A 25,863-nucleotide genomic window follows, 5' to 3' on the forward strand; every position below is an offset into this window, starting at 1 on the left:
CGCCTACGCGTCGCGATCGACCAGGTCGCGTCGCTCACGGACACGTCCGCATACAACTGGCATCACCGCTACGTGACCAGCAAAGACGGCGACTAGGCCTGGTCTGCCTGGGCCTGGGCCGGGACATCGCCCGTGCCGCGGCGGCGCAGCAACACCACGAGTGCGATGACCGGCAGCACCAGCGGCACCCAGCCGTACGCCGAGCCGTAGCCAGTCCACACAGTCTCGTCCGCCCACAGGTCGGGCGCGGCCCAGCCGAGCGTCCCGATCACGAGCAAGCCCACCAGTTCCAGCGCCGTGCCCACAATGGCGACCTGGCGCCAGCCGCGCCACAGCGCGATGGCGATCACGACATACAGCAGGGCCGATGCGGCGGAGACCGTGTAGGGCAACGGCGCCTGATCGAACTTAGAGGTGATCTGCACGACGGAGCGTCCAGTCGCCGCCAGGCCCAGCACGGCGTACGCGACGATCAGCAGAATGCGGCCCATGGGGTTCATGTCAGGTCCCCAGGATCACGAAGATGCGCCACGCGAGCACACCCGCCGCGATCGCGACGATCACGGCGGCTCCGGCATCCACGCGCGCGATCTGGTCGGGCGCGAGCACGGGGCGGTTCGGGTCGGGATCGGTGGCCGCAGCATCGGGCGTGCCCAGCCGGCCGATGCCCAGCAGCAGCAGCACCACGATGGTGGCGAGCAGGTAGCCGATGGTCAGCACCAGGCCAGCGTCATTGCCGCTGAGCAGCACCGCGACCACAGCGATGGCCTGAATGCCGGTGACAATCCACATGCCGGTGACCACCAGTTCGAGCGCGCGGTGAAAACGGACGCGCACCAGCGTGATCAGGCCCGAAGCGAGGAGCACCACACACCAAGCAATGGTCGCGGGAAAGACGATCCCGCCGTAGAGCGCCAACTACGCCTGCTGCGCTGCCTGCTTGACGCGCATGGGCAGACGCGAGACCTCTTCGCCGTCGATCGACACGACCCACGCGAACATGCCTGCCTCGGCAAAGCGCAGCCCGTCGATGGTGAACGCAAAGCACGCGACCTGCTCGTCGCCGTCCACGAGCTGCGGCGGGCGCCCTAGGGTGAACTCGCCGCCCATGCCGCGCACGGGTGCGGGCTTGCCCTCCGCATCGGCCCTCACGCCGATGGGGTACTCCTTGCCGTCCTCGGTGACGAGCTTGAGTTCAAACTGGTGGTTCACGTTGGTGGCCGTGAACGGCACGTGCACGGTCGCGGCAACGGCGAGGCGACGGTGTGCCGCAGGGAAGGAGCGCACGTAGATGGTGTTCCACCCAGCGCCAAGGGCGTAGATCTTGCCCTGGACGACCTCGGCCGAATCCGCGAGGAAGGCGTCGACTCTCACAGTGGTGTCCTTTCGTGGAGGGTTCTGCGCTCAAGCCTAGCGACCCGCTCGGCGCTCGCACGACGGGCTCGCGGGGCGGCGCCTGGTGGAAGGGCCGATGCGTCGGCTGGGAGGGCGTCCTCGCGCGAGTAGGGTGATGCCGTGGCAGGCACCATCAACCGCGAAGACATCGCGGCCGTTCGCGAGCGTGCGCCGATCGAGGACATCGTCGGCCAACACGTCGCGCTCAAGTCTGCCGGGGTGGGCTCGCTCAAGGGTCTGTGCCCCTTCCACGACGAGCGTTCGCCCTCCTTCAACGTGCGTCCCGCGGCGGGGCGCTGGCACTGCTTTGGGTGCGGCGAAGGCGGCGACGTCATCGAGTTTGTGATGCGCATGGATGGGCTGCCCTTCGCGGAGGCCGTGGAATACCTCGCCGAACGCGCGGGCGTGACGCTGCGCTACGAACAGGGCGCTGGCCCGCGCCGAGAAGGCACGGCGGGTCAGCGCAAGCGACTGCTCGAAGCGCACCGTGTCGCGGCGGCGTTCTTTGAGGATCAACTGCTGTCCGCAGAGGCGCGCATTGGCCGCGACTTCTTGCGTGAGCGGGGCTTTGACAGCGCGGCCGCCGCCCAGTTTGGCGTGGGTTACGCGCCCCAAGGGTGGTCGCACCTGACCGAGCACTTGCAGGGCAAGGGCTTCACCCAAGAGGAGCTGCGCACATCCGGGCTGGTGTCCGACGGTTCGCGCGGCATCTACGACCGGTTCCGTGGGCGCCTGGTGTGGCCCATCAGGGACGTCACGGGCGAGGTGATCGGGTTCGGTGCCCGGCGCCTGTACGAGGACGACCAGGGTCCCAAGTACCTCAACACCCCTGAGACGCCGCTGTACAAGAAGGCGCAGGTGCTCTACGGTCTTGACCTCGCCAAGGGTGCCATCCGTGCCGAGCGCACCACCGTGGTGGTCGAGGGCTACACCGACGTGATGGCATGCCACCTCGCGGGCATCACCAATGCCGTCGCGACCTGCGGCACGGCATTCGGCACGGACCACGTCAAGGTGGTGCGGCGCCTCATGGGAGACATGGGCGGGCCGCAGACCAAGGTGGGCGAGACAGGTGCCAAGGTGGTGTTCACCTTCGACGGCGACGAGGCCGGCCAGAACGCCGCCCTCAAGTCCTTCCAACTCGACCAGCAGTTCCTCGCGCAGACCTTCGTTGCCGTTGATCCCGAGGGAAAGGACCCGTGCGACCTGCGCATGGCCGGGGGAGACCAGGCGGTCGCTGCACTGCTTGAGCGCAGGATTCCGCTGTTCGAGTTCGTGATCCGCACGGCGCTCGCGGCCTATGACCTCGAGACGCCCGAGGGCCGGGTGGGGGCGCTGCGTGCCGCCGCTCCCGTCGTGGCGGGGATCAAGGACCGTGCGCTCCAGCCCGAGTACGGCCGTCGGCTCGCGGGCTGGCTGGGCATGGAGGTGGGGCCCGTGGTGCGTGCGGTGTCCGATGCGGGCCGCGCCCGGTCTTCCGAGGCGCCGTCCTTCACGGGCTCGGTTCCCGTCCACATGCCCGATGCGCCCTCGCGCCCCAATCCCCGTGACCCTGTCGTACGTGCCGAGGCACTGTCGTTGGGCGTGCTGCTGCAGGCGCCGCGAGAGGCAGCCAACGACCCGCTGGGTGCGGTGGTTCTCGGCGAACTCAGCCCGGCGTCGTATTCCGTGCCCCAATACCGTGCGGTGCTCGAGGCCATCCTTGCGACGGGCGACCCGGCTCAGGCGGGGCCCGACTGGGCCAACGACGTCGCGGACACTGCGGGGGAGATGCTCGCCAGCATCGTGTCGGAACTTGCGGTCACCACCCTCCCGCATGACAAGCCCGAGAACCTCGGCCACTGGGCGGGAACCGTGCTCGCTCGGGTCCACGACCTGAGCCTCACGCGACGCATCGCTGAGGTGCGCGGACGCATGCAACGAGCGGGCGCCGGCACCCCCGAGGGGCAAGAGGCGTTCGCCGAGTTGGTGCGCCTCGAGACTGCCCGGCGCGCCTTGCGCGAGCCCTGACGCACCCCGGTCGAGAGCGCAAGGCCCCGCGGGTCACGATCCGGACTCGGTCCGATGAACTCCCTGTTACCGGTGTGAAAAATCTTCGGTTCTCGACGCGCGCGTGCGGTGAAGCGTCGATAGGTTCGGCAGGTAGCCGCGTTCGCGCGGCACCTCGCTGGCGCCAGGGGGCGCCGGGATGAGACCGAACCTGGAAGGTGACATCAGTGCGCATCACGAACAAGTCCCTCGCGACCGTCGCGGTCGTCGGCGCCACGGCCCTGATTGCGGCCGGTTGCTCGAGCACCGAGGACCCGGGCGACGAGCCCACGACCGGCACGACCGGCGGCGCCGAGCCGACGACGGAGTCGAACGGTGCGGCCGGCGGCCTTCCCGAAGAGCTGATTCTGGGCCTGGTGCCGTCGGACGAGGTCGACCAGCTCGTGACCGATGGTGACGTGCTCGCCGAACTTCTCAGCGCCGAGCTCGGCGTGAGCGTCAAGACGTTCATCCCCGACAGCTACTCCGCCGTGGTGGTCGCGCTCCAAACCGACCAGGCCGACATCGGCTTCCTTGGTCCCATCGCGATGGTTCAGGCCGTGGATGAGGCAGGCGCCGTCCCCGTGCTGCAGTCGGTGCGCTACGGCTCGTCGAGCTACGTCACCCAGTACTTCACCAACGACCCCGACACCTTCTGCCTCGACGAGGTCACCACCGAGGCCGATGACGAGGGCGTGAACTACTCGTACTGCAACGGCGCGACGGGCTATGACGGCCCGCAGGGTGAGGACGCGCTGGCGCTCATTGACCCGTCGTCGCAGATCGCGTTCGTCGACGAGTCCTCCGCGTCGGGCTACTACTACCCGGCCACGCAGTTGCAGGCGATCCTCGGCATCGACCCGCTGACGGACCTCCCCGGCGCCTTCTTCGCCGGTGGTCACCCGCAGGCTGTCCAGGCGGTCTACGACGGCGACGCGGTGGTGGGAACTTCTTTCAACGACGCTCGCTCCGAGTTGGCCGCCGAACTGCCCGACGTGGGCGAGAAGGTCGTCGTGTTTGCCTACTCGACCAACATCCCCAACGACGGAGTCGTGCTGTCGAGCGACCTGTCTGAGGAGGCTCAGCAGCTCATCACCGATGCGCTGGTCGCCATCGCCGGCACCGAGGAGGGCCTCGCGGCTCTCGACGCCGTGTACAACATCGAGGGCCTGGAGCCCGCCGACGTGGACGCGCTCGACGAGGCGCGCCAGGTCGCCGCGAACTTCGGCGAGGGCTGAGACGCGTGACAGGCGCGGCGGCCGCGTTCCCTGGTGGGGCGCGGCCGCCGCACTGGCGTCTCATGACACAGTGACCTCATGATCGAACTCAAGGACGTGACGGTCCGCTACCCCAACGGCGTGGTGGGCTTGGACGGCGTCGACCTCGAGATTCCCGACGGCCAGTTTGTGGTCGTGGTGGGCCTGTCCGGTGCAGGCAAGTCCACGCTCATTCGCACCATCAACGGGCTGGTGCCGGTGACGTCCGGCACGCTCACCGTGGACGGCATGGACGTTTCCGGCGCCTCCAAGGCGCAGCTGCGCGCCATCCGATCGCGGATCGGCATGATCTTCCAGTCCTTTAACCTCGTCAAGCGCACGTCGGTGATGAACAACGTCATCATGGGCCAACTGCACCACATCTCGTGGTGGCGTGCCCTGCTGGGGCTGTGGACGCGCGAGCAAAAGGAGATCGGCTACCAGGCCCTCGAGCGCGTGGGGATCGTCGAGAAGACGTGGACCCGCGCATCGGAACTGTCGGGCGGACAGCAGCAGCGTGTGGCGATCGCCCGTGCGCTCGCCCAGAGCCCCTCGGTCATGCTCGCCGACGAGCCGGTCGCCTCGCTGGACCCGCCCACGGCGCAGATGGTGATGAAGGACCTGCAGCGCATCAACAGGGAGTTGGGGATCACCACGGTGGTGAATCTGCACTTCCTCGACCTTGCGCGGGCCTACGGCGACCGAGTCATCGGTATGCGTGACGGCAAGGTGGTGTTCGACGGCACTGGTGCTGAGGCGGACGACGCGGTCTTCGAGCGCATCTACGGGCGCTCGCTGACTGCCGACGACACCCTGTCCTCGAACGCATGAGCGCGCGGCCACTGACCGCGCCGGCGCCCGGAGCGTCGGCCCCCGAGCGGCCCCGCAAGCCCGCGCCCTCGCCGTTGCTCATCGGAGGCCTGCTGGCCGCGGCGGCGTTCACGTGGTGGGCCGCAGTTCAGATCGAGTTCTCGATCATGGACCTGTTCACCAACTTCGACAACGGTTGGGTCGTCATCCAGGAGTTCCTGCGACCGAACTGGCCGTTCATCTGGCGCGTGTGGGAGGCGTGGGTCGAGACCCTCGCGATCTCGGTGGTCGCCACCGGCGTGGGCGTCGTGTTTGGGCTGGTCTTTGCCGCGATGGCCTCGCGGGTGACCAACCGCTCGGGTTGGCTCTACCGGGCCACCAAGGGATTCCTGTCCATCGTGCGATCGCTGCCCGACATCGCGTACGTGCTGATCTTTGTGGCGCTCGTGGGCATCGGCGCGCTCGCAGGCATCCTCGCCCTGATCATCTTCAACATCGGCATCGCGGCCAAACTCACGGCCGAGACCATCGACGCGGTCGATCGCGGCCCGCTCGAGGCCGCCGATGCCTCCGGCGCCGGCACGCTGTCGCGTGCGCGCTGGGCAGTGATGCCGCAGATTCTGCCCAACTATCTGTCGTATTGCCTGTACATCTTCGAGCTCAACATTCGCTCGTCCGTGGTGATCGGCATCGCCGGTGGTGGCGGCATCGGTCAGGTGCTCAACGTCCAGTTCGCGCGCTTCCAGTACGAGAACGTGGCCGCCATCACCGTCGCGATCTTCGTGGTGGTGCTCATCATCGACCAACTGAGCCAGTACCTGCGTAGGAGGTTCGTGTGAGCGCCCCACGCCCAAGCGAGCCCTCCAAGACCAAGGAGACCCTGGTCTGGCTCACGCTGCTCGTGGTCTTTGGCGGAGCGGTGTTCCTTTCCAATGCGCGGTGGAGTCAGATCACCGGCATCTTCACCGACGGCTGGCGCTACCTGCAGCTCATGGGGGAGGGGCTGTTCCAGAACCCGTTCGCGGAGCCGTACAGCGAGTACTGGTCGCTTGCCTTCGATCGCATGCTCGAGTCGGTGTACATGGCGTGGGTGGGGACCCTGCTGGGCGCGATCTTGTCGATCCCCCTGGGATTCCTGGCCGCTCGCAACGTCGCCGGTCCGGTCACGGTGCAGGTGACGCGCGTGTTCCTCAACGCGATTCGCGCTGTTCCCGAGCTGGTATTCGCCATCATCCTCATGCTGCCGATCTTCGGCTTTGGGCCCGTGGCCGGCGCCGTGGCGCTGGGCGTGGGTGCCGTGGGCACGCTGGGCAAGCTCACGGCAGAGGCGCTCGAGGGCATCGACCCCGGTCCCGTGGAGGCGGCGCGCGCCTCTGGTGCGAGGCAGTTCGCGATCCTGCGGTGGGCGTACTGGTCGCAGGTGCTGCCCGAGGTGATCTCGTTCTGGCTGTACCGCTTCGAGATCAACATTCGGGCCTCGGCCGTGCTGGGCGTGATTGGCGCGGGAGGAATCGGCTCGCTGCTGGGCCAACTGTTTAGCCGGCGCGAATGGGAGCAGATTGGCATCACCCTCGTGGTGATCATCGCCGTGACGATGCTCGTCGACTCGATCTCCGGGGGCATCCGCCACCGCATCATCGCCGGCTCCGGCACCAAGGTGAGCACCAGGGAGAAGGCCGAAGCGGCCGTCTAGCGGCCGCGCTCGCTTGCTCGCGCATCGGCACTGAGAAATGGGCCGATGCGCGTGTCACCGCGGAGAGATACGTTGGGTCTATGAGTGCTCAGCGAGTGTCACTGGTGACCCTGGGTGTGGCCGAGGTGCCGCGCTCCCGTGCGTTCTACGAGGCCTGGGGGTGGCGGGTCCGGCAGGAAAACGACGACATCGTGTTCTTCCAATGCAATGGGCTGGTGCTGGCGCTGTTTCGCGCTGACCTGCTCGCGGACGACCAGTGGCGCACGAGGGAGCAGCTGGGTGTGGGCGGTATGACGCTCGCGCAAAACTACCCGAGCGTCGAGGACGTCGACGAGCGCTACCGCGCGGCGGTGTCCGCTGGGGCCACCGTGCTCAAGCCGCCCGAAGCGACCAACTGGGGCGGCTACAGCGGCTACGTCGCGGACCCCGACGGCCACGTCTGGGAGATCGCGCACAACCCGTATTGGGACGTGAGCGACGACGGCTCCGTCGTCATCCCAGACTCGCTTCCGTAGAGGAAACCGGCCTGGTAAACACGAAAGGCCGGTCCTGACGGACCGGCCTGCGTGAGCTCCTCCAGTTGGACTCGAACCAACAACCCTTCGATTAACAGTCGAATGCTCTGCCAATTGAGCTATGGAGGATCGCGATCCACAACTTTACATGATGCTCGGGGGGTCGGAGTACACCTGGCGTGTCGAGATTGGGGCGCGGTCGCGACGGGAAGGGGCCCCGTGCGCGGATAGACTTGCGCGCGGCCGTTTCTGCGGCCCCGGGCCAGTAGCTCAGCCGGTTAGAGCAGTGGACTCATAATCCATCGGTCGCGGGTTCGAGCCCCGCCTGGCCCACGTCTGAGCCGTCGTGAAATGACGGGAGGTGGGAGATGCGCGGTGAAGCGACCGTGCTCCACGCCGATCTCGACGCGTTCTACGCCTCAGTCGAGCAGCGGGACGACCCCGCACTGCGCGGACGGCCAGTCATTGTGGGCGGCGGTGTGGTGGTGGCCGCGAGCTATGAAGCGAAGGCACGGGGCGTGCGCACCGCTATGGGTGTTAAGCAGGCGCTCGCGCGCTGCCCCGACGCCATCGTCGTCTCTGCCCGTATGGAGGCATACTCGGCAGCGAGCCGGGCCGTGTTTGCGATCTTCCACGACACCACGCCGTACGTAGAGGGCATCTCGATCGACGAGGCATTCCTTGAGGTGGGAGGGCTTCGCCGCCTTGCAGGCACTCCCGAGGAGATCGCTGTGCGCCTGCGGGAGCGCGTGCGTGCCGAGGTGGGGCTGCCCATTTCGGTGGGCGTCGCGCGAACCAAGTTTCTTGCGAAGGTCGCTAGCGCGGCCAGCAAGCCCGACGGGCTCCTCGTGGTGGAGCCAGGCCGTGAGGAGGCGTTCCTTCATCCGCTCCCCATTGAACGGCTCTGGGGCGTGGGCGCGGTGACCGCACACAAGTTGCACAGCAACGGCGTCTACACCATTGGGCAGTTGGCCGAACTCGAAGCGGCAACCGCTGAAGGATGGCTAGGGAAGGCGGCGGGAGCACGTCTCCACGCACTGGCTCGCCTCCAGGACCCGCGCCCGGTCGAGACGACCAAACGCCACGAGTCCATCGGCTCGCAACGCGCACTTGTCGATGGCTCGTACACCGGTGATGAGCTGGGGCTGATCCTCACGCAGATCATCGACGGCCTCGCGAAGCGGCTGCGTCATCGGGGGTCGTCGTGCGCCACCGTGGTCCTGAGGCTTCGCTACGGCGACTTCACGAGGGCGACCCGGTCGCGCACGCTCGCCGCGCCTACCGATCGCACCGATGTGTTGCTCGGGGCCGCCCAGCGCCTGCTCACGGCGGCGGCTCCCGACATCTCCCGCCGAGGCATCACCCTCATCGGAGTCTCGCTGGCACAACTGACCAGCGCCGGCAATGTTCAGCCCGAGCTTGCGCTCGACTGGAACGACGGGGCGCGCATCGACACCGCCCTCGACGCGGTCCGCGATCGATTCGGCTCCACCGCTGTCACGCGGGCGGCCCTTATCGGTCGCGACCCTGGGGTGTCGGCGCCGCGGCTGCCTGAACGCGACTAGACGCGTGGCGAGCCCCGATACCGGGCGCGAACTTGGTGCTCACCGACCGGATCTCGACCGTCACGTGGAGGCACTTTCGACGGCCCCGCTGGCATGTGAACCTTCTCTTTTTTCGGTTCACACATCGCCGCCGCACAACGGACAAAACTCCTGGTTGAACTGGCCTACAGTAGTCCGGTGACTCATTCGATGATGACTGTGATCCCTGCTCCCGCGCACGTGTCCGCCGCCGACGGCGTGTGGACTCCCGTGGTGTCGTTGACCTACGTCGCCCCCGAGGAACTCGCGCTCGCGGCCCGCACGAGTGCGCGCGACCTGGGCGCCGCGTTCGACCTCGCGACCGCCGTGAGCAAGAGCCCCGCGTCAGCGCACGCGGACGTGACCTTCACCGTCGATCCCGCAGTGCCGACCGCTGGCTACCGCCTGGCGGTCGACGAATCGGGCGTCACCATCACCGTCGCGGATCTCGCCGGTGCCCACAGCGCCGCTCAGACTCTCCGTCAGCTTGCTGGCCCGCAGGCCTTCCGCACGGCGCCCCTGGCCGGCCAGCCCCTGGTCGTCGACACGGGCGTCATCGAGGACCACCCGCGCTTTGGTTGGCGCGGCATCCACCTGGACGTGGCGCGCCACTTTGTGCCCAAGCACGAGGTCATCCGCTTTATCGACAACGCGGCCGCGCACCACCTCAATGTGCTGCACTTGCACCTGACGGACGACCAGGGCTGGCGCATGCCCATCGACCGTTACCCGGCGCTCACCGAGATTGGCGCGTGGCGTCCGCGCAGCCAGGTGGGAAACAGCGACGACCCCGTGCTCGATGACCGCCCGCACGGCGGACGCTACTCCAAGGACGACCTACGCGAGATCGTCGCGCACGCCCGCACCCGCGGCGTGACCGTGATGCCCGAGATCGACGTGCCTGGTCACGTCGAGGCCGCCATCACGGCCTACCCGCAGCTGAGTTCCTCGGGCAGGCCCGGTGCGGTCCGCACCACGTGGGGCATCTCGCAAGACGTCCTCAACCCGTCGCTGGAGAACCTCGAGTTCTTCAAGAACATCCTCGACGAGGTGGTCGAGGTGTTCGACTCACCCTTCATCGGGATCGGCGGCGACGAGGTCCCCACGGCCGCCTGGCGTGCCAACCCCGAGATTGTCCAGCACGCCAAGGAACTGGGCCTTGCCCGCGTGGAACACCTGCACGGCTGGTTCTTGGGCCAGCTCGCCACGCACCTGGAGACCCTGGGGCGCCGTGCCAACGTGTGGGACGAGGGACTGACCGAGTTCCTGCCGCGCAGCGCCTCCGTGACGTCGTGGCGCGGCCTCGATGCTGGTGCTCGCGCCATCAAGGGCGGTCACGACACGATCATGGCGCCCGAGCAGGTGCTGTACCTGGATCACCGCGCCTCGGACCACCCCGACGAGCCCATCCCCGTCGGGTTCGTCCGCACCATCGAGGACATTCTCGCCTTCGACCCGCTGCCCGCCGAGGTGCTCGCCTTGCACCCCGAGCTCCACGACCTCAATTCGGCCGATGCGATGGCAGCCTTCCCCGGCGACCGTCCCGTCGCGCAGGAGGGCGAGCACGGCGCACTCCTGGGTCCCCAGGCCCAGGTGTGGACCGAGCACCTGGACACGCCGCGCCGCGTGGACTACGCCACCTGGCCACGCCTCGCGGCCTTCGCCGAGGTGGCCTGGTCGCCTGCGAGCGACCGTACCCCGGGAGGCACCGCATCGGCCGAGTTCATGGCGCGACTGGAGCGCCACCTGGCCATCCTCGACGCCGCAGGCATCGAGTTCCGTCCGCTGGACGGCCCGCACCCGTGGCAGACCCGCCCCGGCATCGACACCATCAAGCGCGACCTCGCGGTCGAGATGGAGATGGCGGGCTGGGCAGGCGCCGGTGGCTACCACGAGGACGAGGACGGCAACGGCTACACCCAGTCACGCTGACGGGGTCTGCCGCAGGCCACACACGCCAGGTCTATCGCGTCACACGCCCCTGTCGGGCGCACGAATCCTGCGATAGCCTGACGCAACACAACGCAAAGAGGGGTACGCGCATGGGTTTCATTCAGGCAGCCGTGGGAGCGATTGGCGGCACGTTCGCCGACCAGTGGGTCGACTTTCTCACCACGCCGGACAACGTTCCGCAGACCGCCGTGGTCTTTCCCGCCATCGCGCGCGGACAGAACGCCGGGCGCGGGTCCAACGTGCGCGGCTCGGAGAACATCATCACCAACGGCTCCAAGATCGTGGTGCCCGAGGGCTTTGGTCTGCTGACCTTCCAGGACGGCCGCATCACCAACTTTGTCGCCGAAGCCGGCGGGTACATCTTCTCCGATACCGACCAGCAGGCGAAGTCGTTCTTCACCGGCGGCGGGATCTTTTCGTCGACGCTGCAGAGCTCGTGGGAGCGTTTCAAGTTTGGCGGCCAGCCTGGCGTCCAGCACCTCGCGTTCTACGTCAACCTCAAGGAGATCCCGAACAACAGGTTCGGTACTCAGGGCCCGATCTACTGGGACGACCACTACCTGGGCACGCAGGCAGGCGCCGTGACGCGCGGCTCGTACACCCTCAAGGTCGTCGACCCGATCCTGTTCACCAGGTCGATCCTGCCCGCCGCGTACATCACGCAGAACGCTGGCATTTTCGACCTGTCGGCCGTGGACAACCCGGTCTCTGAGCAGTTGTTCAACGAGGTCGTCGGCTCGCTCGCCGCCGCATTCTCGCGCTACACGAACGACGGCGAGCGCGGCAACCGCATCTCGCGCATCCAGGGCGACGCGCTGGGCTTCGCGAAGTCGCTGTCCACCGTGGTCGAAGAGAACTACAACTGGACCGCCGAGCGCGGCATCACCATCCACGCCGCAGCGCTGCTGGCGATCGAATACGACGCCCCCACCGCAAAGCTGCTCGAAGACGTCCAGAAGGCCGATGCACTGGCTGGCGGCCGTGGCGACTCGTTCCTTCGTCAGTCGGCAGCTCGCGGTATTCAGGCCGCCGGCGAGACCGGCGGCGGCGACGGCCTGGCCTTCATGGGCATGGGCATGAACGCCGCTGGTGGCGCCCTCGGAGGGCTCATGCAGAATCAGCCCGGCCAGTCGCCGGTGCCGCAGCAGGGGGTCGGCCAGCAGGCCGCAGAACCTGCCGCGCCCGCAGCGCCGACGGCGGCCGACCAGATCCGCGAGGCCAAGGCGATGCTCGACGAGGGCCTCATCAACCAGGAGGACTTCGACGCGCTCAAGCGCAAGGCGCTAGGACTGTAGGCCCCGCGCCACACGTCCCAGTGCTCGCGAGGAAACCATGACGCAGCCAGCCCAACCGGGCATGCCGTCGGGGGCGCAAGGCGACGGACAGGCGACCCCTGCCGCCGCATCGGCCCCTGACAACATCATCGACACGTCGACCGGCCGTGCCCACGGCCACGACGATTGCCCTCAATGTGGGTCCACCGAGGTGTCCCGCAAGGGCAACACCATGAGCCTGATCTGCGGCTTCTGCCGCTACGAGTGGGTGGGCAGCCGCCTCGAGGACACTCACGGGCTCGGAGAGGGGATCGGCCAACTGGCGGGGCGTACGTTCCTGACCGGAGCCTCGGACATCACCAGCGCCGATGACCTCATCACCATCAAGTGCCAGGGGTGCGGGTCCGAGGTCGTCATCGATACCGCGCGCACGCTCAAGGCGCGCTGCCACTGGTGCCGGTCAATCCTGTCGATCAACGACAAGATCCCCAACGGCGCCGTACCGGACGGAATCCTGCCGTTCCACATCACCAAGCAAGAGGCGATCGCGCGCATCGGCGAGTTCGCTGGTAATCGCAAGTTCTTTGCGCTTAAGCGATTCCGCGACGAGTTCAAGCCGGAGAACGTGCTGGGCGTGTACATGCCGTACATGACCGTCGACGGCAACATCAGCGCTCGCTTCCACGGCAAGGGCGAGATTCAGACCCGCCGCTACACGGTGCAGCACGGCAAGACGTCGACGACGTACTACGACGCCGACGTGTATGACGTGGTGCGAGACTTCGACCTGCACGTGGACGACCTCATCATCGAGTCCTCCGCCGGGCGTTCGAACATCGACAACCGTGCCAACACCAACAACATCATCAACTCGCTGCTGCCGTACGACGTCAAGAACATGGTCGCCTTCGACAGCAACTACATGAGCGAGATGACCGCCGAAAAGCGCGACCTCAACATCGACGACGTCACGCGCAAGGCTCACGGGCAGTTCCTCACCATGTCGCGCGAGGCGATCAGGAACGACCTCATTCACTACGACCGAGGCGTGTGCTGGACGCACGAGGAGCTCGAGGTGCACGGGAGCCGCTGGGCGTCGGTGTACCTGCCTGTGTGGCTGTATAGCTACGCGGAGAAGAGCGACAACGGCTCTGTGATGGTGCACTACATCGCGGTCAACGGCCGCAACGGCAACGTGATGGGTTCGGTGCCCGTCAACAAGGCCCGGCTGTGGGGAGTGACCTTGCTGGTCACGCTGCTGACGGCGGGCGTTTCTTGGCCCATTGGACTCGGCATCTTCGCGGCGGGACTGTGATGGACACGATCATGATGTCGCTCGAGCCAGTAGTGCTCGCCTCGTCGGGCGAAGGTGGCGTAGCGATCTTTGGCCTGATGGCGTTCGCGGTGCCCTTCATCATCGGGTACTTCACCTACCGCTCGCTGTACAAGCGCTACCGCAACCAAGACAAGCGCTACCTGTTTGAGCACACCACGGCTGCGGTGCGCGACAACGTGCAGCGTTGGGACACCTTTGACCGCAAGAACAACCGTCAGCGCAGCCGTGAGATCGACGGGCGCAACGACGACAACTCGCACGCTCGCGCTGCGCATGCCCAGGTCAAGGAGGCCATGGAGCCTCGCCTGGCTCAAGAGGCGCGTGAAGCGCAGCCCGCACGTGAAGCGCAGCCGGCTCGTGAAGCCCAGCCTGGGCGTGAGGCGCAAGAGGAGCGCACGGCCGAGCAGGCCCGCGACGCTCAGGCGCCGAGCGCCGGCGAGACGCCCCCGAACTGACGGCACTCAGACGCAACGAAGGCGGCGAACCCCAGAGGTTCGCCGCCTTCGTGCTGTGTGGACTGTGAGTCAGGCAACTACTTGTCGCGGTCGGTCGCCTCGTTGTACTTCTCGGCGACGGCGTCCTTCGCGTCCTCGACGGTGTCCTTGGCATCGGCCTTGGCCTGGTCGAACTTGCCTTCGGCCTCGAGCTGCTCGTTGTCGGTGAGCCTGCCTGCAGCCTCCTTGACCTTGCCCTTCGCGTCCTCGGCGGCGTTGCTGAGACGGTCGGTCGAACCCATGATGTTCCTCCTTGGTGTCGGTCAGTGGACGCCCGGGGGAACGCTTCGATGTGCGCGCACTATTCCGAGGTCGGTTTGGACCTCTGACGCATCAGGGGTGCAGTAGGTCGGCGATCACGCGGGGGAGAGCAGCGGCCAGGTCGAGGGCCGCGACCGGGCCTGCGAGGTTGGCGGTGTCGGCTGCGGCCATGTGGACCCATGCCGCTGCAGCGCCGGCCTCAAGGGCATTTACACCGCCTGCGAGCAGCGTGCCGGCGATGCCCGCGAGCACGTCGCCGCTTCCTGCGGTCGCGAGCCAAGCAGGGCCTTCGGGTAGTTCAAGCAGCGTGCCGCCTGGGGAGGCGATGAGGGTCCGCGAGCCCTTGAGCAGCACCGTGGCACGAGCCGTCTCCGCGAGGAGCCTGGCGTGCCCAGCACGGTCCGCCGCGATGTCGTGCACCGTCACGTCGTGTCGCAGGGCGCCGAGGGTGCGCATCAGTTCCTCGGTGTGAGGGGTCAGCAGTACCCGGTCAGAGGGCGTCTCCCGTGATCCCGTTGCCCGTGCCCGCGCGACGGCCTCGAGGGCGCCAGCATCCACGACCATCGGCAGCCCCGAGGCCATCACCGCACCAATGGCGGCGTCCTGTTCGGGGTAGTCGGCCACGCCAGGGCCCACCACCCAGGCCTGCGCGCGGGGCAGGGACTCAGCGGCATCGCCCGGGTCGTGGACCACGGCCTCTGGCCGGTGAACGAGCACGAGGTCCTGCGCACGGTGCGGGCCTACGTAGCGCACCATGCCCGCGCCCGCACGGATGGCTCCAGAAACCACCAGGGCGGCCGCGCCGGGGTAGGCGTCCGATCCGGCCACGACCCCCACCACGCCACGGGAGTACTTGTCGTCGCCCGGTGCGGGCACCGGCCAGTGTGCGCGCACCCGCGCGACGTCAACCACCTGAGCCTCAGCCATGCCGCCAGCCTGACACAACCGGTCTGCCATTTCGAGGATTTCCAGCATGGACGCGAATGGCCCGCGTCGCCGTGAGAGAATGCCGCCCATGGCCATGCGTGAGATCCGAACCACCGGCGACCCCGTCCTCAGGACCGTTTGCGAACCGATCACCACGATCGACGACAGCGTGCGCACCCTGGTCGAGGACCTGCTCGAGACCGTCGACTACGACGGGCGCGCGGGTCTCGCGGCGAACCAGATTGGCGTGTCGCTGCGAGCGTTCTCGTGGAACATCGACGGGGAGATCGGTTACATCCTCAACCCCGTGATCGTCGAGCGCTCCGAGGAACTCCAGGAGCTCGGCGAAGAGGGCTGCCTGTCGGTGCCCGGCCTGTGGTACCCCTGCGAGCGCCCCGCCTATGCCAAGGCAGTCGGCACCGACCTCGACGGCAACGAGGTCGTCATCGAGGGCGAAGAGATCTGGGCACGCCTGATCAACCACGAGGTCGACCACCTCGACGGCCACCTCTACCTTGACCGTCTCGCCAAGGACGTGCGCAAGCGCGCCATGCGCGAGCTCCGCGAGTCGCTCGAAGACAACTAGAGGTCGGCAGTGGCGGGGGTGCGCTGCACCCCGACGTCCGCGACCACCACGCGCCCGGCCGATGCGGCAGCGGGCTGCGTGACTAGGCACGGCTTGGGTGCGGTGAAGGTCACGGTCACGTCGGCGCGCACGTGCAGGCCTCCGAGTGCGCCCGAGTCCACGTCGACTCCACTCGGGATGTCGACCGCGAGGACCGCAACCGACCCGGGGATCGCGGCCACCAACTCCGCGGCGGGGGAGCGTAGGCCCGGGCGGGCTCCGATTCCCACAATCCCGTCGATGACAAGGTGCGCACGGGCGAGGGCTTGCGTTGCCAGGGCCAGATGCGCATCGGCCCTGATGACGCCGGTGCCAGCGGCGAGGCACTCGCCGAGCCCGTCGGGGTGTGCCCGCTCATCCATCGTGACGACGGTGACCTCGGCGCCTCGGTAGTGCAGGCGAGCGCCGGCGAGCATCGCGTCGCCGCCGTTGTTGCCGGGCCCCGCGAGCACCACTACGCGGGCCCCGCGAATGCGGCCGACCCGCTCGGCGAGGATTGCCTCGGACTCCGCGGCCACCGCATCGGCCGCACGGGCCATGAGGGTCCGTACCGAGATGGTGCGCATGGCGCTGGCCTCGGCCGCCCGGATGTGAGCGGCGGTCATGGCAGCGGCGGCGCTGAGCAATGGCGGCATGCGATCAGGCTGGCATATGCGGTGCGGCGTGCTGGCGCATCCGCGCCGAATGAGGCACGATAGGTGGCAGAACACCCGGTGCAGCTGGGCGCTCCTTCGAGGTCGTAGGGGAAGACGCACCTCAACAGGAAGGAATGGGTCATGGCTGCGATCACCCGAGGTGTCCTTTTCGTGCACTCGGCGACCCGAGCGATGTGCCCGCACATCGAATGGGCGGCCCAGTCAGTGCTGGGTCCGCGCGCCTCGTTCGAATGGACCGATCAGCCCGCTGGCAGCGCGCTCTTTCGCGCCGAAGTCGCGTGGCAGGGCACGCCGGGCACCGGCGCACGTCTCGCCTCCGCCCTGCGTGGCTGGGAGCACGTGCGCTACGAAGTGACCGAGGACCCGTCGTTCGGGTCCGACGGAGGCCGCTGGTCCCACACGCCGTCGCTCGGGATCTTCCACGCCGTCACTGACGTGCACGGCAACATCGTGGTGCCGGAAGACCGCATCCGCGCGGTGCTCGAAAACGGCGCCTCGATCGCCGAGTTCAAGCGTGCGATGGACCTCGCCCTTGGCGCCGCGTGGGACGAGGAGCTCGAACCGTTCCGTTACGCAGGCTCGGGCGCACCCGTGCGCTGGCTGCACCGCGTAGGCTAACTCGGTTACATCCGGGCCCGGCCCGGCACATCGAGGAAGCAGGATCATGCAGGAACTGTCACGGGACGAGGCGCTCACCCTCCAGGCAATGGAGGAGGCCATGTGGCGACCCGAGACGCGATATGACTCGCGGTACATGGATGCGGTGCTCGCACCGGCCTTCACTGAAGTGGGACGGTCCGGGCGCACGTATACGCGCGAGGAAACCCTTGAGATGCCCCCACTCGACATCGACATTGAGTTGCCACTCATCGACTTCAGCGCGATCGCGATTTGCGAGGACGTGGCGCTCGTGCGCTACATCTCGCTGTCGAAGAACTCGAGCCGAGGTGCGACTCACCGCACAAGCGTGTGGACCAACGACGGCCGCTGGCGCCTGCGGTTCCACCAGGCGACGCCCACCGACCTCTAGGCGCGTTGGGGCGCTGAAGCCGGGCCGCCTAGCCGCCTCACCGCCCGACAGTTTCGAACATTCCGAGACCGACACGCCGCGTGTTGGCACGGCGTGAGCCTCCCTGCCGGGGTGTCGCGCCCCACGATGTTCGGAACTGTCGCGCTCAGCGCCTCCGCTCCCACTCCGCACCACTTCTGCGCCGCGGAACCGCGTGTCCCGGGGCTTCCGGCCTGCGTCACGGCGTGTGGGCGCGGAAAGTGGTTCGCAGTTCGAGGCGCGAAGGCGCGAAGGCGCGAAGGCGCGAAGGCGCGAAGGCGCGAAGGCGCGAAGGCGTCAGGCAGTCGCGAAGGTCAGTGCGACGTTGTGGCCGCCGAACCCGAACGAGTTGTTGATCGCAGCGAGCTCGCCGTCGGCGGGCAGCGCGCGCGGGGTGTCGCGCACGAGGTCGACTTCGAGCTCGGGGTCGGGCGACGTGACGTTGATGGTCGGCGGAGCCAGGCGGTTCTGCAGCGCGAGCACGGTGAACACCGACTCGAGCGCACCGGCGCCACCCAGCAGGTGACCGGTCATCGACTTGGTCGCGCTCAGCAGCACCTGGTCGGCGTGCGAGCCCAGCAGGCCACGAATGCCGCGGGCCTCGATCATGTCGCCCACGGGGGTGGACGTCGCGTGCGCGTTGACGTGAGCCACGTCCGCGGCGGTGAGGCCCGCGCGCTCGAGGCTCAGGCGCATCGCGCGGGTCTGGCCGGCGCCGTTGGGCTCGGGAGCGGCAATGTGGTGGCCGTCGGCGGTCATGCCAACACCCAGCAGGCGGGCGTACACGCGCGCTCCGCGGGCCTTGGCGTGCTCCTCGGACTCGAGGACCACGACACCGGCACCCTCGCCGAGCACGAAGCCGTCGCGGGTGGTGTCGTAGGGACGCGAGGCGCCAGCGGGGTCGTCGTTGCGCTTGGACAGCGCGGCCATGGCGGCAAAGGCGCTGATGGGCAGCGGGTGAATCGCGGCCTCGGTGCCTCCGGCCACGACAATGTCGGCACGGCCGGACTGGATCATCTCGAATCCCATGCCGATCGCCTCGGCGCCAGAGGCGCACGCCGACACGGGGGAGTGCGAACCTGCGCGAGCGGTCAGCTCGAGCGAGACGTACGCCGTGGGGGAGTTGGGCATGAGCATCGGGACGGTGAGGGGCAGCACGCGCGCGGCGCCCTTTTCCTTCATGGTGTCCCACGCGCTCAGCAGGGTCCACACCCCGCCGATGCCCGAGGAGACCACGGCGCCAAGGCGCTCGGGGTCCACCTCGGGCGAACCGGCGTGGGCCCAGGCCTCGCGTGTGGCCACGATCGCCATCTGGGCGCTCGGGTCCATGCGCTTGGCCTCGGGCCGCGACAGCACCTCGGTAGTGGGCACCACGAGCTGACCGGCGAAGTTCACGGCCATGCCGTAGGTCTCCGCCCAGTCATTGTCGAGGGTGCGCACGCCGGAGCGGCCAGCGAGTGCAGCCTCCCAGGTGCTCGCCACATCCCCGCCGAGCGGGTTAGTAGTGCCGAGTCCGGTGACGACAACGGTGGTCATGTCATGCTCCTTGCGAGGTGGGGATGAGGGGTAGGGCGGTCTTAGCCCTGCGCTGCGGCGATGAAGGTGACGGCGTCGCCGACGGTGGTGAGGTCCTTGACCTTCTCGTCGGGGATGCGCACGTCGAACTTCTCCTCGGCCAGCGTGACGATCGTCATCATCGACAGCGAGTCGATGTCGAGGTCGTCGGTGAAGGACTTGTCGAGCTGGACCTCGGCGGCGTCGAGGCCGGTCTCCTCGGCCACGATCTCGGCGAGGCCTGCGAGGATCTCGTTGTTGTCAGCCATGTGGCTCTCCTTGATGTTCGGATGCGGGGGCATCGGGTTGGGTCGTTGGAACTCTAGTGCGGGCGGACCTGCTAGGGCAGGACCACCACCTGCGCGGCGTAGACCAGGCCCGCGCCAAAGCCAATCTGCAGGGCGAGGTCGCCGCTTGCGGCGTCGCCGTCACGCATCAGGCGCTCGGTGGCGAGCGGAATCGACGCGGCGGACGTGTTGCCCGAGTCCACGATGTCGCGGCCCACGGCGACGTGCGAGGGGAGGCCTATCTGCTTGACCATCTGGTCGATAATCCGGATGTTGGCCTGGTGGGGGATGAACGCCTTGATGTCGTCGGGCGTCACTCCGGCAGCTTCGATGGCCTGGAGAGCGATGGGAGCCATCTTGAAGGACGCCCACTTGAACACGCTGGGGCCCTCCTGGAACAGCGTGGGGAAGGCCTCCGCCTCACCGTCGCGGACCTCGAGCCACGAGGCGGTCTGGCGAATCAGCTGGGCGCCAGAGCCGTCCGAACCCCACACGGTAGGGCCGATGCGCGGCTCGTCTGACGCGGTGATGACCACCGCACCGGCGGCGTCACCCAGGAGGTAGGAGATCGAGCGGTCGGCGGGGTCGACGTAGTCGCTCATCTTTTCGGCGCCCACGACGAGGACGTTGCGGGCCGAGCCCGAGCGCACCAGCGCATCGGCCTGGCCGATGCCGTAGCAGTAGCCCGCGCACGCGGCGGAGATGTCGAACGCGGCGCCGCTGGAACCCAGACGGTCGGCCAGCACGGGCGCGCCGCCTGGGGTCATGTGAGGGTAGGTGATCGTCGACAGGATCACGGCGTCCACGTCGCCACCGTCGATGCCGGCGGCGGCGAGGGCGTCACGCGCGGCCCGTTCGGCAAGGTCGATCACGGAGGTCTCGGCCTTCGCACGCACACGCGTGGCGATGCCCGTCATCTTGCGGATCCACTCGTCTGAGGAGTCGATGGGCTCGATGAGGTCCGCATTGGGAACGGCGTTCTCGCCGCGTGCGACACCCAGGCCTGCGATGCGGGAGAACTCGGGTCCTCGGTTGATGTTCAGAATGCTCACGCGTGCTGCTCCAGGAGCTCTCGGGCTGCGGGAAGGTCGTCGGGGGACTTCAGCGCCACCGCCGGGACCCCCTTGAGGGATCGCTTGGCAAGGCCCGTCAGGACTCCGCCGGGGGCGACCTCGATGATGCCGGTCACCCCGAGCGCGAGCATACGCTCCTGGCACTGGTCCCACCGGACCGGGCTGGCGACCTGACGGACGATGCGCGTGAGGGCTTCCGCACCCGACTCCACCGGGGTGCCATCGGCGTTGGACAGCAGCGCCGTGGCGGGGTCGGCTGGGGTGATCGACGCTGCGGCCTGCGCAAGCGCGTCGACGGCGGGCGCCATATACGACGTGTGGAACGCGCCGGCGACCTGCAGTTCGATCACGCGTGCCCGGGTGGGGCCGTCAGCGACGAGCTCCTCGATGGCGGACTTGGCGCCCGCGGCCACAATCTGGCCGCCACCGTTCATGTTGGCGGGGGTGAGCCCCAGTTCAGCGAGCCGGGCCAGTACCTCTTCCTCGACGCCGCCGAGCACGGCCGCCATGGAGGTGGGCTCTGACGCGGCTGCCGCGGCGGCCATCGCCGCGGAGCGGACAGTCACCAGCCGCATGGCGGTGACGTCGTCGATCACGCCCGCGAGAGCAGCGGCACCGAGCTCGCCCACGCTGTGACCGGCCACCACGCCGGGAGCGGTGTCGCCGAGCACGGCGCGAGCGGTCGCGAGGCCCGCAGCCACCAGCAGCGGCTGGGCAATGGCGGTGTCGCGAATGGTGTCTGCATCGGACGCAGTGCCGTGGTGTAGCACATCCACGTCTGTGGCTTCCGACAACGCGGTGAGGTGGGTGGCGACCTCAGGGATCTCAAGCCAGGGGGCGAGCATCCCAGGGGTCTGGGCGCCTTGGCCGGGGAACAGGACGGCAATCATGCGTCTAGCATTCCCTACCCGGGCGCCTCTAGGACAGAAATCCCTTACCGTTTCGCGGATTCCGATTTGTAGGATCTCTACAAAAGGCCGCGCCGGGAGTCGCGCAAGCGTCCCAGCGCGAACGCCGTTTCAAGCACATGCGCGTCGCGTGTGGACAACACGTCCCACCCGGTGATCTGGGCCACCTTCCTGAGGCGGTACCGCACCGTGTTGGCATGGACGAACATGGTGCGGGCGGCAGTCTCGAGCGAGCGCCCGCAGTCGAGGTAGGTCGCGATGGTCTCTCCGAGCGCTCCACCGGCGCTCTGGATGGGGTCGTAGGCGATGGCGACGAGTCGCTCGCGTGCGGCCGTGTCTCCCACGAGCACGCGCTCGGGCAGCAGGTCATCGGCAGCGGCGGGGCGGGGCGCCAGTGCCCAGGCGGGGGCCGCGGCCACTCCTGACATCGCTGCTCGCGTGGCCCGCGCGACCTCGACCAGGGTGATGGCCGCGGGCCCCGTCACGACAGGTCCCGGGCCGAACAAGGGCAACAGCGCCTTCGCGAGCGCGTCGTGGTCGTCGTCGGAGCGAGCAATGACCACCAGGTCTTCGCCATGAATGCCCACGAGGGCACCCGGGGAGGTGCGCCGCAATGCGCGCCGCAGTTCTGCCGACTGGACCTCGCCGAGCGTGCCGTCGGTCATGCCCACCATCGCGAGGGTGGGGCCCGGTTTCCATCCGAGCGCCGCTGCACGAGAGGGGAGGTCGTCGTCCACCTGTCCGCGCACGAGTGCGTCGACGACGAGCGCCTCGAGGCGCGCGTCCCAGGCTCCGCGAGACTCGGCCGCGCGAGCGTAGACCTCGGCCGCCGAGAACGCGATCTCACGCGAGTAGACCAGGATCGCCTCGCGCACGTCGCGCTCCGAGCCGGGGGAGGCGAACTCGTCCGCGTGAGCCTCGACCACCCGCACCACAGTGCGCACGATCGACAGCGTGTGCTGGAGCGACACGGAACGCATGAGCTCTGGTGGGGCAGCGCCAAACACCTCGATGGCGTTGCGGTGGCTGTGCTGCGGGTCCGCGTACCAGGCAACGAACGAGTCGATACCCGCCTGTGCGACCGTGCCCACCCACGACCGCTCTTGAGCCGGCAGCTCCCGAAACCACCCGTAGTCGGCGTCGAGTCCACGCAGCGCAGCGGTCGACAGCCGTCCCGCTGCGGACCGCAGACGGCGCAGCGTCTCGGCACGTGCTTGGGAGATGGCCATGCGCGCCAGCATAGGGAATACCGCGCCACCCATCTGACTTGCAGGAGTGGATGTTCAGCGCGTGCGCCCTGCTGACCAGGTGCGTCGGGGTTAGCGTGGGACCACCTGGAAGGAGCATGCGATGACGGAAGCTCGGCCCAAGCCTCTTATCGGAGGTCTGTTAGGACTCCTGCTCGGCGCCCTCGGAATGGCGCTCATGTGGATCCTGGGGGTGCTCGCCCCTGATCGGCTCCCGCTCTTCACCTTCCTCGCCGTCGGCACGGCGCTCGGGCTCGCCCTGACGACGCAGCGCATGAATGCTGCGCGCGGCAGGACCCTCACCGTGGTGGTGCTCGCCTCGATCATGGGGGGCGTGGCGCTCACGGGTATCCCTGAGATGGTGCGGGGTGGCTCGCTCTCGGAGGGCTGCGTGTTGGAGGCCACGTCGAGCCTGGAGCCTGAGGCGCGCACCGTGCCCAGCACCACCATCATCGACCCCTTCGATGTCTCCACCACCGACTGGGTGGCGTGGCAGGGCAGTCTTGCTGGAGCCGCGAGCGAGGTGCAGGTCGACGCCTCTGTCCTCGTGGGAGGTATCGCCATCCCCGTCGACACTGCGACCCTTCCCGCGTCCGAGGACCCGATGGCGTGGTCGGGCACGCTCGACGTCGCGAGCGTGCTCGACGCCATCAGCGACGACATCACTCTGACCGGCACGTTCCACGTCCAGGCCGAGTTCCGCTCCGAGGGGCTCCTGTGCGAGGGCGACGGATACGTGCGAGTGGTCGCGCCAGGCGCCTTCGACGGGTTGCTGCTCGCGGTGCTGTGGTCGCTCTTCGCGCTCGTCGCGGTCGCGCTGTTGGTGGTCGCACTCGTGGTGCGGCGCTCGTTCGCCGCGGTTGATTCGCAGGCCAGGACCACCCCGTACGACGTGGGTCACGAGGCCTCGTTGGGCACCGGAAGCTCCGCACAGGAGCCCCAGGCCGTCGAGGATGACCGCGCCCGGCGTGCAGCCGAGCGTGAGCGGGCCGCGGCCACGCAGGAGTCGCCCACGCGCCCAGAGGGCCGCACATCCAGCAAGAGCGCCGATGCGCGTGACAGCTCGCGCTCCCGCTCGGCTACCGGGGGCGGCGACCGGGCAACCACGGCAGACTCGTCCGCTGGCGCGGACGCACCAGCGGCCGCGGAGCAGGCGCACGACGAGCCGGTCGCTGCAGAGCCTGAGCAGGTCGAGCCCGACAACCTTGAGCCCGGGAACCTTGAGCCCGACAACCTCGAGACTGACGCCGGCGAGGAGAACTCAGCTGCCGCATCGGCCCTCCCGGAGGACGATCAGCCGCGCCCCGACGAGGATCCCGACCACCCGCGCGGCGGCAGCATCTAGCCCTCAACGCGACGAGGCCCCCACCGCTTCAGCGGTGGGGGCCTCGTGCTAGAGCCAGTGCGAGCCGTTAGGCGTCGCCGCCCGAGTTGCCGGACGTGCCCTTGGTGACGTCGTGCAGCTCGTAGCGGTCGATCGCGTCCTTGACCAGGTGCGGGGCGATCTCGCCGCGCTGGGCGAGCTGCTGGAGCACACGCACCGCGGTCGAGGGCCCGTCGATCTTGAAGAAGCGACGGGCGGCCGCGCGGGTGTCGGAGAAACCGAAGCCGTCGGCGCCCAGCGTCGCGTACTGCCCGGGAATCCACGCGCGGATCTGGTCGGGCACCAGGTGGTCGTAGTCGCTCGTGGCGACGAACGGGCCCTGCGCGCCCTGGAGCTTCTGCGTGACGTACGGTACGCGAGGCTGCTCCTCGGGGTACAGGAACGCGCGCTCCTCGGCAGCGAGAGCGTCGCGACGCAGCTCGTTCCATGAGGTCACCGACCACACGGTGGCGCGAACGCCGTAGTGCGCCGCGAGCAGTTCCTGCGCCTCAAGCGCCCACTCCACGCCCACGCCCGACGCGAGGATCTGAGCCTGCGGCCCATCACCCTCGGGAGCGTCGGCGTACTTGTAGATGCCGCGCAGCACGCCGTCGACGTCGAGGTTCTCGGGCTCGGCGGGCTGGACGATCGGCTCGTTGTACACCGTGAGGTAGTACATGACGTTGCGGTCGCGACCAGAGTCAGGGCCGTACCAGCGCTCGATGGCGTCCTTGACGATGTGGCGCAGTTCGTAGCCGTACGCGGCGTCGTACTGGACGATCGCCGTGTTGGTGCCAGCGAGCAGGGGAGAGTGGCCGTCGCCGTGCTGCAGACCCTCGCCGGCCAAGGTGGTGCGTCCAGCGGTGGCGCCGATGATGAAGCCACGCGTGAGCTGGTCGCCCGCTGCCCAGAACTGGTCGCCCGTGCGCTGGAAACCGAACATCGAGTAGAAGATGTAGAACGGAATCAGCGGCTCGCCGTGGGTGGCGTAGGACGTGCCCACGGCCTGGAACGCGGCCGCGGAACCGGCCTCGTTGATGCCGGTGTGCATGATCTGGCCGGACTCGGACTCCTTGTAGCTGAGCATGAGCTCGCGGTCCACCGGCAGGTAGTTCTGACCCTGCGTGTTGAAGATCTTGGCGCTGGGGAAGATCGAGTCGAGGCCAAACGTGCGGGCCTCGTCGGGGATGATCGGCACCAGTCGGTGGCCGAACTCCTTGTCGCGCACCAGGTCCTTGAGCATGCGCACGAGCGCCTGCGTGGTGGCGACCTCTTGCTTGCCGGAACCCTTCTTGAGCAGCTCGTAGGCCTTGTCTTCAGGCAGCGCGATCTGCTTGTTGGGGTCGCGACGTTCGGGGACGAATCCTCCCAGGTCCTTGCGGCGGTCGAGCATGTACTTGACCGCGGGGTCATCGAAGCCGGGGTGGTAGTACGGCGGGTGGTACGGGTCGGCCTCGAGCTGCTCGTCCGTGATCGTGATGTCGAAGGTGTCGCGCAGGACCTTGAGGTCGGCGGCGGCCAGCTTATTCATGCCGTGCGTGTCGTTGCGGGCGGCGAAGTTCGAGCCCAGGCCGTAA

28 protein-coding genes and 2 tRNA genes are annotated in these 25,863 nt (G+C 68.2%); 17 read left to right on the forward strand and 13 right to left on the reverse strand.

All coding sequences use genetic code 11. From position 1 onward, the window contains the following. Nucleotides 1-96 (forward strand): hypothetical protein (locus ACK5NO_RS09460; RefSeq protein WP_416812453.1); only part of this gene is annotated, 96 nt, incomplete at its 5' end. On the opposite strand, the gene ACK5NO_RS09465 is transcribed toward ACK5NO_RS09460, so the two are convergent. Genes ACK5NO_RS09465 through ACK5NO_RS09475 form a run of 3 tightly spaced genes read right to left on the reverse strand, consistent with a single transcriptional unit; the run spans nucleotide 93 to nucleotide 1,374 of the window. Next, the gene (locus ACK5NO_RS09465; protein WP_416812426.1) at nucleotides 93-500 is read right to left on the reverse strand and encodes a hypothetical protein; all 408 of its coding nucleotides are present in this window, start codon (nucleotides 498-500) and stop codon (nucleotides 93-95) included. The genes ACK5NO_RS09460 and ACK5NO_RS09465 overlap by 4 nt on opposite strands. Nucleotide 501: 1 nt before the next feature. Continuing rightward, nucleotides 502-918: a hypothetical protein gene (locus ACK5NO_RS09470; RefSeq protein ID WP_416812427.1), complete on the reverse strand. Its 417-nt coding sequence runs from the start codon at nucleotides 916-918 to the stop codon at nucleotides 502-504. Continuing rightward, nucleotides 919-1,374: a DUF6941 family protein gene (locus ACK5NO_RS09475; RefSeq protein ID WP_416812428.1), complete on the reverse strand. Its 456-nt coding sequence runs from the start codon at nucleotides 1,372-1,374 to the stop codon at nucleotides 919-921. Between the two features lie 141 nt (nucleotides 1,375-1,515). Between ACK5NO_RS09475 and dnaG the strand changes: the two genes are divergently transcribed. From dnaG to ACK5NO_RS09505, 6 genes are all read left to right on the forward strand, one after another. After that, nucleotides 1,516-3,405: a DNA primase gene (gene dnaG, locus ACK5NO_RS09480; protein ID WP_416812429.1), complete on the forward strand. Its 1,890-nt coding sequence runs from the start codon at nucleotides 1,516-1,518 to the stop codon at nucleotides 3,403-3,405. A 206-nt stretch (nucleotides 3,406-3,611) separates the two neighbouring features. After that, nucleotides 3,612-4,661, forward strand: coding sequence for a phosphate/phosphite/phosphonate ABC transporter substrate-binding protein (phnD, locus tag ACK5NO_RS09485; protein WP_416812430.1), 1,050 nt, complete (start codon nucleotides 3,612-3,614; stop codon nucleotides 4,659-4,661). Between the two features lie 78 nt (nucleotides 4,662-4,739). After that, the gene (phnC, locus tag ACK5NO_RS09490) at nucleotides 4,740-5,510 is read left to right on the forward strand and encodes a phosphonate ABC transporter ATP-binding protein (protein ID WP_416812431.1); all 771 of its coding nucleotides are present in this window, start codon (nucleotides 4,740-4,742) and stop codon (nucleotides 5,508-5,510) included. Continuing rightward, nucleotides 5,507-6,328 (forward strand): phosphonate ABC transporter, permease protein PhnE, encoded by an 822-nt coding sequence (phnE, locus tag ACK5NO_RS09495; protein ID WP_416812432.1) that lies wholly within the window; start codon nucleotides 5,507-5,509, stop codon nucleotides 6,326-6,328. Before phnC ends, phnE (ACK5NO_RS09495) begins: the two co-directional genes overlap by 4 nt. Next, entirely contained in the window at nucleotides 6,325-7,182 is an 858-nt protein-coding gene (phnE, locus tag ACK5NO_RS09500; RefSeq protein WP_416812433.1) for a phosphonate ABC transporter, permease protein PhnE, read from the forward strand. Before phnE (ACK5NO_RS09495) ends, phnE (ACK5NO_RS09500) begins: the two co-directional genes overlap by 4 nt. Before the next feature lie 80 nt (nucleotides 7,183-7,262). Then, nucleotides 7,263-7,697 (forward strand): VOC family protein, encoded by a 435-nt coding sequence (locus ACK5NO_RS09505; protein ID WP_416812434.1) that lies wholly within the window; start codon nucleotides 7,263-7,265, stop codon nucleotides 7,695-7,697. 56 nt (nucleotides 7,698-7,753) lie between these two features. On the opposite strand, the gene ACK5NO_RS09510 is transcribed toward ACK5NO_RS09505, so the two are convergent. Further along, nucleotides 7,754-7,826, reverse strand: a tRNA-Asn gene (locus tag ACK5NO_RS09510). Between the two features lie 130 nt (nucleotides 7,827-7,956). Here ACK5NO_RS09510 and ACK5NO_RS09515 point away from each other — a divergent pair. The 6 genes from ACK5NO_RS09515 (at nucleotide 7,957) to ACK5NO_RS09540 (ending at nucleotide 14,298) form a co-directional block, all read left to right on the forward strand. Beyond that, a tRNA-Ile gene (locus ACK5NO_RS09515) sits at nucleotides 7,957-8,030 on the forward strand. A 35-nt stretch (nucleotides 8,031-8,065) separates the two neighbouring features. Continuing rightward, on the forward strand, nucleotides 8,066-9,262 hold the full coding sequence (gene dinB / locus ACK5NO_RS09520) for a DNA polymerase IV (protein ID WP_416812435.1): 1,197 nt from the start codon (nucleotides 8,066-8,068) through the stop codon (nucleotides 9,260-9,262). Between the two features lie 177 nt (nucleotides 9,263-9,439). After that, complete coding sequence (locus ACK5NO_RS09525) at nucleotides 9,440-11,212, forward strand: beta-N-acetylhexosaminidase (protein WP_416812436.1); 1,773 nt, start codon at nucleotides 9,440-9,442, stop codon at nucleotides 11,210-11,212. A gap of 110 nt (nucleotides 11,213-11,322) precedes the next feature. Further along, on the forward strand, nucleotides 11,323-12,528 hold the full coding sequence (locus ACK5NO_RS09530) for an SPFH domain-containing protein (RefSeq protein WP_416812437.1): 1,206 nt from the start codon (nucleotides 11,323-11,325) through the stop codon (nucleotides 12,526-12,528). Nucleotides 12,529-12,565: 37 nt separating this feature from the next. Then, the gene (locus ACK5NO_RS09535; RefSeq protein WP_416812438.1) at nucleotides 12,566-13,822 is read left to right on the forward strand and encodes a TFIIB-type zinc ribbon-containing protein; all 1,257 of its coding nucleotides are present in this window, start codon (nucleotides 12,566-12,568) and stop codon (nucleotides 13,820-13,822) included. Continuing rightward, nucleotides 13,822-14,298 (forward strand): hypothetical protein, encoded by a 477-nt coding sequence (locus tag ACK5NO_RS09540; protein WP_416812439.1) that lies wholly within the window; start codon nucleotides 13,822-13,824, stop codon nucleotides 14,296-14,298. Before ACK5NO_RS09535 ends, ACK5NO_RS09540 begins: the two co-directional genes overlap by 1 nt. A 77-nt stretch (nucleotides 14,299-14,375) precedes the next feature. Here ACK5NO_RS09540 and ACK5NO_RS09545 read toward each other — a convergent pair whose 3' ends face one another. Both ACK5NO_RS09545 and ACK5NO_RS09550 read right to left on the reverse strand, forming a co-directional pair. Then, nucleotides 14,376-14,579 carry a CsbD family protein gene (locus tag ACK5NO_RS09545; protein WP_416812440.1) on the reverse strand — a complete coding sequence of 68 codons (204 nt, stop codon included), beginning with the start codon at nucleotides 14,577-14,579 and terminating at the stop codon, nucleotides 14,376-14,378. Nucleotides 14,580-14,670: 91 nt separating this feature from the next. Further along, on the reverse strand, nucleotides 14,671-15,525 hold the full coding sequence (locus tag ACK5NO_RS09550) for an NAD(P)H-hydrate dehydratase (protein ID WP_416812441.1): 855 nt from the start codon (nucleotides 15,523-15,525) through the stop codon (nucleotides 14,671-14,673). An 88-nt stretch (nucleotides 15,526-15,613) separates the two neighbouring features. Here ACK5NO_RS09550 and def point away from each other — a divergent pair, with 88 nt between their 5' ends. Then, the gene (gene def, locus ACK5NO_RS09555; protein ID WP_416812442.1) at nucleotides 15,614-16,111 is read left to right on the forward strand and encodes a peptide deformylase; all 498 of its coding nucleotides are present in this window, start codon (nucleotides 15,614-15,616) and stop codon (nucleotides 16,109-16,111) included. Here def and ACK5NO_RS09560 read toward each other — a convergent pair. After that, nucleotides 16,108-16,785 carry an NAD(P)H-hydrate epimerase gene (locus ACK5NO_RS09560; RefSeq protein ID WP_416812443.1) on the reverse strand — a complete coding sequence of 226 codons (678 nt, stop codon included), beginning with the start codon at nucleotides 16,783-16,785 and terminating at the stop codon, nucleotides 16,108-16,110. The two genes, def and ACK5NO_RS09560, sit on opposite strands and share 4 nt — an antisense overlap. 141 nt (nucleotides 16,786-16,926) lie before the next feature. Here ACK5NO_RS09560 and ACK5NO_RS09565 point away from each other — a divergent pair, with 141 nt between their 5' ends. Continuing rightward, on the forward strand, nucleotides 16,927-17,424 hold the full coding sequence (locus ACK5NO_RS09565; protein WP_416812444.1) for a DUF3145 domain-containing protein: 498 nt from the start codon (nucleotides 16,927-16,929) through the stop codon (nucleotides 17,422-17,424). Nucleotides 17,425-17,470: 46 nt separating this feature from the next. Further along, nucleotides 17,471-17,836 (forward strand): DUF4440 domain-containing protein, encoded by a 366-nt coding sequence (locus tag ACK5NO_RS09570; RefSeq protein ID WP_416812445.1) that lies wholly within the window; start codon nucleotides 17,471-17,473, stop codon nucleotides 17,834-17,836. A gap of 315 nt (nucleotides 17,837-18,151) precedes the next feature. Here ACK5NO_RS09570 and ACK5NO_RS09575 read toward each other — a convergent pair whose 3' ends face one another. From ACK5NO_RS09575 to ACK5NO_RS09595, 5 genes are all read right to left on the reverse strand, one after another. Next, a complete protein-coding gene (locus ACK5NO_RS09575; protein ID WP_416812446.1) occupies nucleotides 18,152-19,390 on the reverse strand; it encodes a beta-ketoacyl-[acyl-carrier-protein] synthase family protein in 1,239 nt (412 codons plus the stop codon). Between the two features lie 41 nt (nucleotides 19,391-19,431). Next, complete coding sequence (locus ACK5NO_RS09580; protein WP_416812447.1) at nucleotides 19,432-19,677, reverse strand: acyl carrier protein; 246 nt, start codon at nucleotides 19,675-19,677, stop codon at nucleotides 19,432-19,434. A 71-nt stretch (nucleotides 19,678-19,748) separates the two neighbouring features. Further along, nucleotides 19,749-20,747, reverse strand: coding sequence for a beta-ketoacyl-ACP synthase III (locus tag ACK5NO_RS09585; protein WP_416812448.1), 999 nt, complete (start codon nucleotides 20,745-20,747; stop codon nucleotides 19,749-19,751). After that, nucleotides 20,744-21,658 (reverse strand): ACP S-malonyltransferase, encoded by a 915-nt coding sequence (locus ACK5NO_RS09590; RefSeq protein ID WP_416812449.1) that lies wholly within the window; start codon nucleotides 21,656-21,658, stop codon nucleotides 20,744-20,746. Before ACK5NO_RS09590 ends, ACK5NO_RS09585 begins: the two co-directional genes overlap by 4 nt. A 77-nt stretch (nucleotides 21,659-21,735) precedes the next feature. Continuing rightward, the gene (locus ACK5NO_RS09595) at nucleotides 21,736-22,905 is read right to left on the reverse strand and encodes a PucR family transcriptional regulator (protein ID WP_416812450.1); all 1,170 of its coding nucleotides are present in this window, start codon (nucleotides 22,903-22,905) and stop codon (nucleotides 21,736-21,738) included. 121 nt (nucleotides 22,906-23,026) lie between these two features. Between ACK5NO_RS09595 and ACK5NO_RS09600 the strand changes: the two genes are divergently transcribed. After that, nucleotides 23,027-24,268, forward strand: coding sequence for a hypothetical protein (locus tag ACK5NO_RS09600; RefSeq protein ID WP_416812451.1), 1,242 nt, complete (start codon nucleotides 23,027-23,029; stop codon nucleotides 24,266-24,268). Nucleotides 24,269-24,335: 67 nt separating this feature from the next. Here ACK5NO_RS09600 and ACK5NO_RS09605 read toward each other — a convergent pair. Continuing rightward, a partial coding sequence (locus tag ACK5NO_RS09605) for a transketolase-like TK C-terminal-containing protein (protein WP_416812452.1) occupies nucleotides 24,336-25,863 on the reverse strand: 1,528 nt, incomplete at its 5' end.

The sequence above is a fragment of the Demequina sp. genome (assembly GCF_047975725.1).
GTDB lineage: Bacteria > Actinomycetota > Actinomycetes > Actinomycetales > Demequinaceae > Demequina.

Coding starts and splice junctions, on each gene's coding strand:
- ACK5NO_RS09465 (WP_416812426.1), bottom strand. CDS start 500: ATGAACCCCATGGGCCGCATTCTGCTGATCGTCGCGTACGCCGTGCTG.
- phnC (WP_416812431.1), top strand. CDS start 4,740: ATGATCGAACTCAAGGACGTGACGGTCCGCTACCCCAACGGCGTGGTG.
- phnE (WP_416812432.1), top strand. CDS start 5,507: ATGAGCGCGCGGCCACTGACCGCGCCGGCGCCCGGAGCGTCGGCCCCC.
- ACK5NO_RS09505 (WP_416812434.1), top strand. CDS start 7,263: ATGAGTGCTCAGCGAGTGTCACTGGTGACCCTGGGTGTGGCCGAGGTG.
- dinB (WP_416812435.1), top strand. CDS start 8,066: ATGCGCGGTGAAGCGACCGTGCTCCACGCCGATCTCGACGCGTTCTAC.
- ACK5NO_RS09530 (WP_416812437.1), top strand. CDS start 11,323: ATGGGTTTCATTCAGGCAGCCGTGGGAGCGATTGGCGGCACGTTCGCC.
- ACK5NO_RS09535 (WP_416812438.1), top strand. CDS start 12,566: ATGACGCAGCCAGCCCAACCGGGCATGCCGTCGGGGGCGCAAGGCGAC.
- ACK5NO_RS09540 (WP_416812439.1), top strand. CDS start 13,822: ATGGACACGATCATGATGTCGCTCGAGCCAGTAGTGCTCGCCTCGTCG.
- ACK5NO_RS09545 (WP_416812440.1), bottom strand. CDS start 14,579: ATGGGTTCGACCGACCGTCTCAGCAACGCCGCCGAGGACGCGAAGGGC.
- ACK5NO_RS09550 (WP_416812441.1), bottom strand. CDS start 15,525: ATGGCTGAGGCTCAGGTGGTTGACGTCGCGCGGGTGCGCGCACACTGG.
- def (WP_416812442.1), top strand. CDS start 15,614: ATGGCCATGCGTGAGATCCGAACCACCGGCGACCCCGTCCTCAGGACC.
- ACK5NO_RS09560 (WP_416812443.1), bottom strand. CDS start 16,785: ATGCCGCCATTGCTCAGCGCCGCCGCTGCCATGACCGCCGCTCACATC.
- ACK5NO_RS09565 (WP_416812444.1), top strand. CDS start 16,927: ATGGCTGCGATCACCCGAGGTGTCCTTTTCGTGCACTCGGCGACCCGA.
- ACK5NO_RS09570 (WP_416812445.1), top strand. CDS start 17,471: ATGCAGGAACTGTCACGGGACGAGGCGCTCACCCTCCAGGCAATGGAG.
- ACK5NO_RS09575 (WP_416812446.1), bottom strand. CDS start 19,390: ATGACCACCGTTGTCGTCACCGGACTCGGCACTACTAACCCGCTCGGC.
- ACK5NO_RS09580 (WP_416812447.1), bottom strand. CDS start 19,677: ATGGCTGACAACAACGAGATCCTCGCAGGCCTCGCCGAGATCGTGGCC.
- ACK5NO_RS09590 (WP_416812449.1), bottom strand. CDS start 21,658: ATGATTGCCGTCCTGTTCCCCGGCCAAGGCGCCCAGACCCCTGGGATG.
- ACK5NO_RS09595 (WP_416812450.1), bottom strand. CDS start 22,905: ATGGCCATCTCCCAAGCACGTGCCGAGACGCTGCGCCGTCTGCGGTCC.
- ACK5NO_RS09600 (WP_416812451.1), top strand. CDS start 23,027: ATGACGGAAGCTCGGCCCAAGCCTCTTATCGGAGGTCTGTTAGGACTC.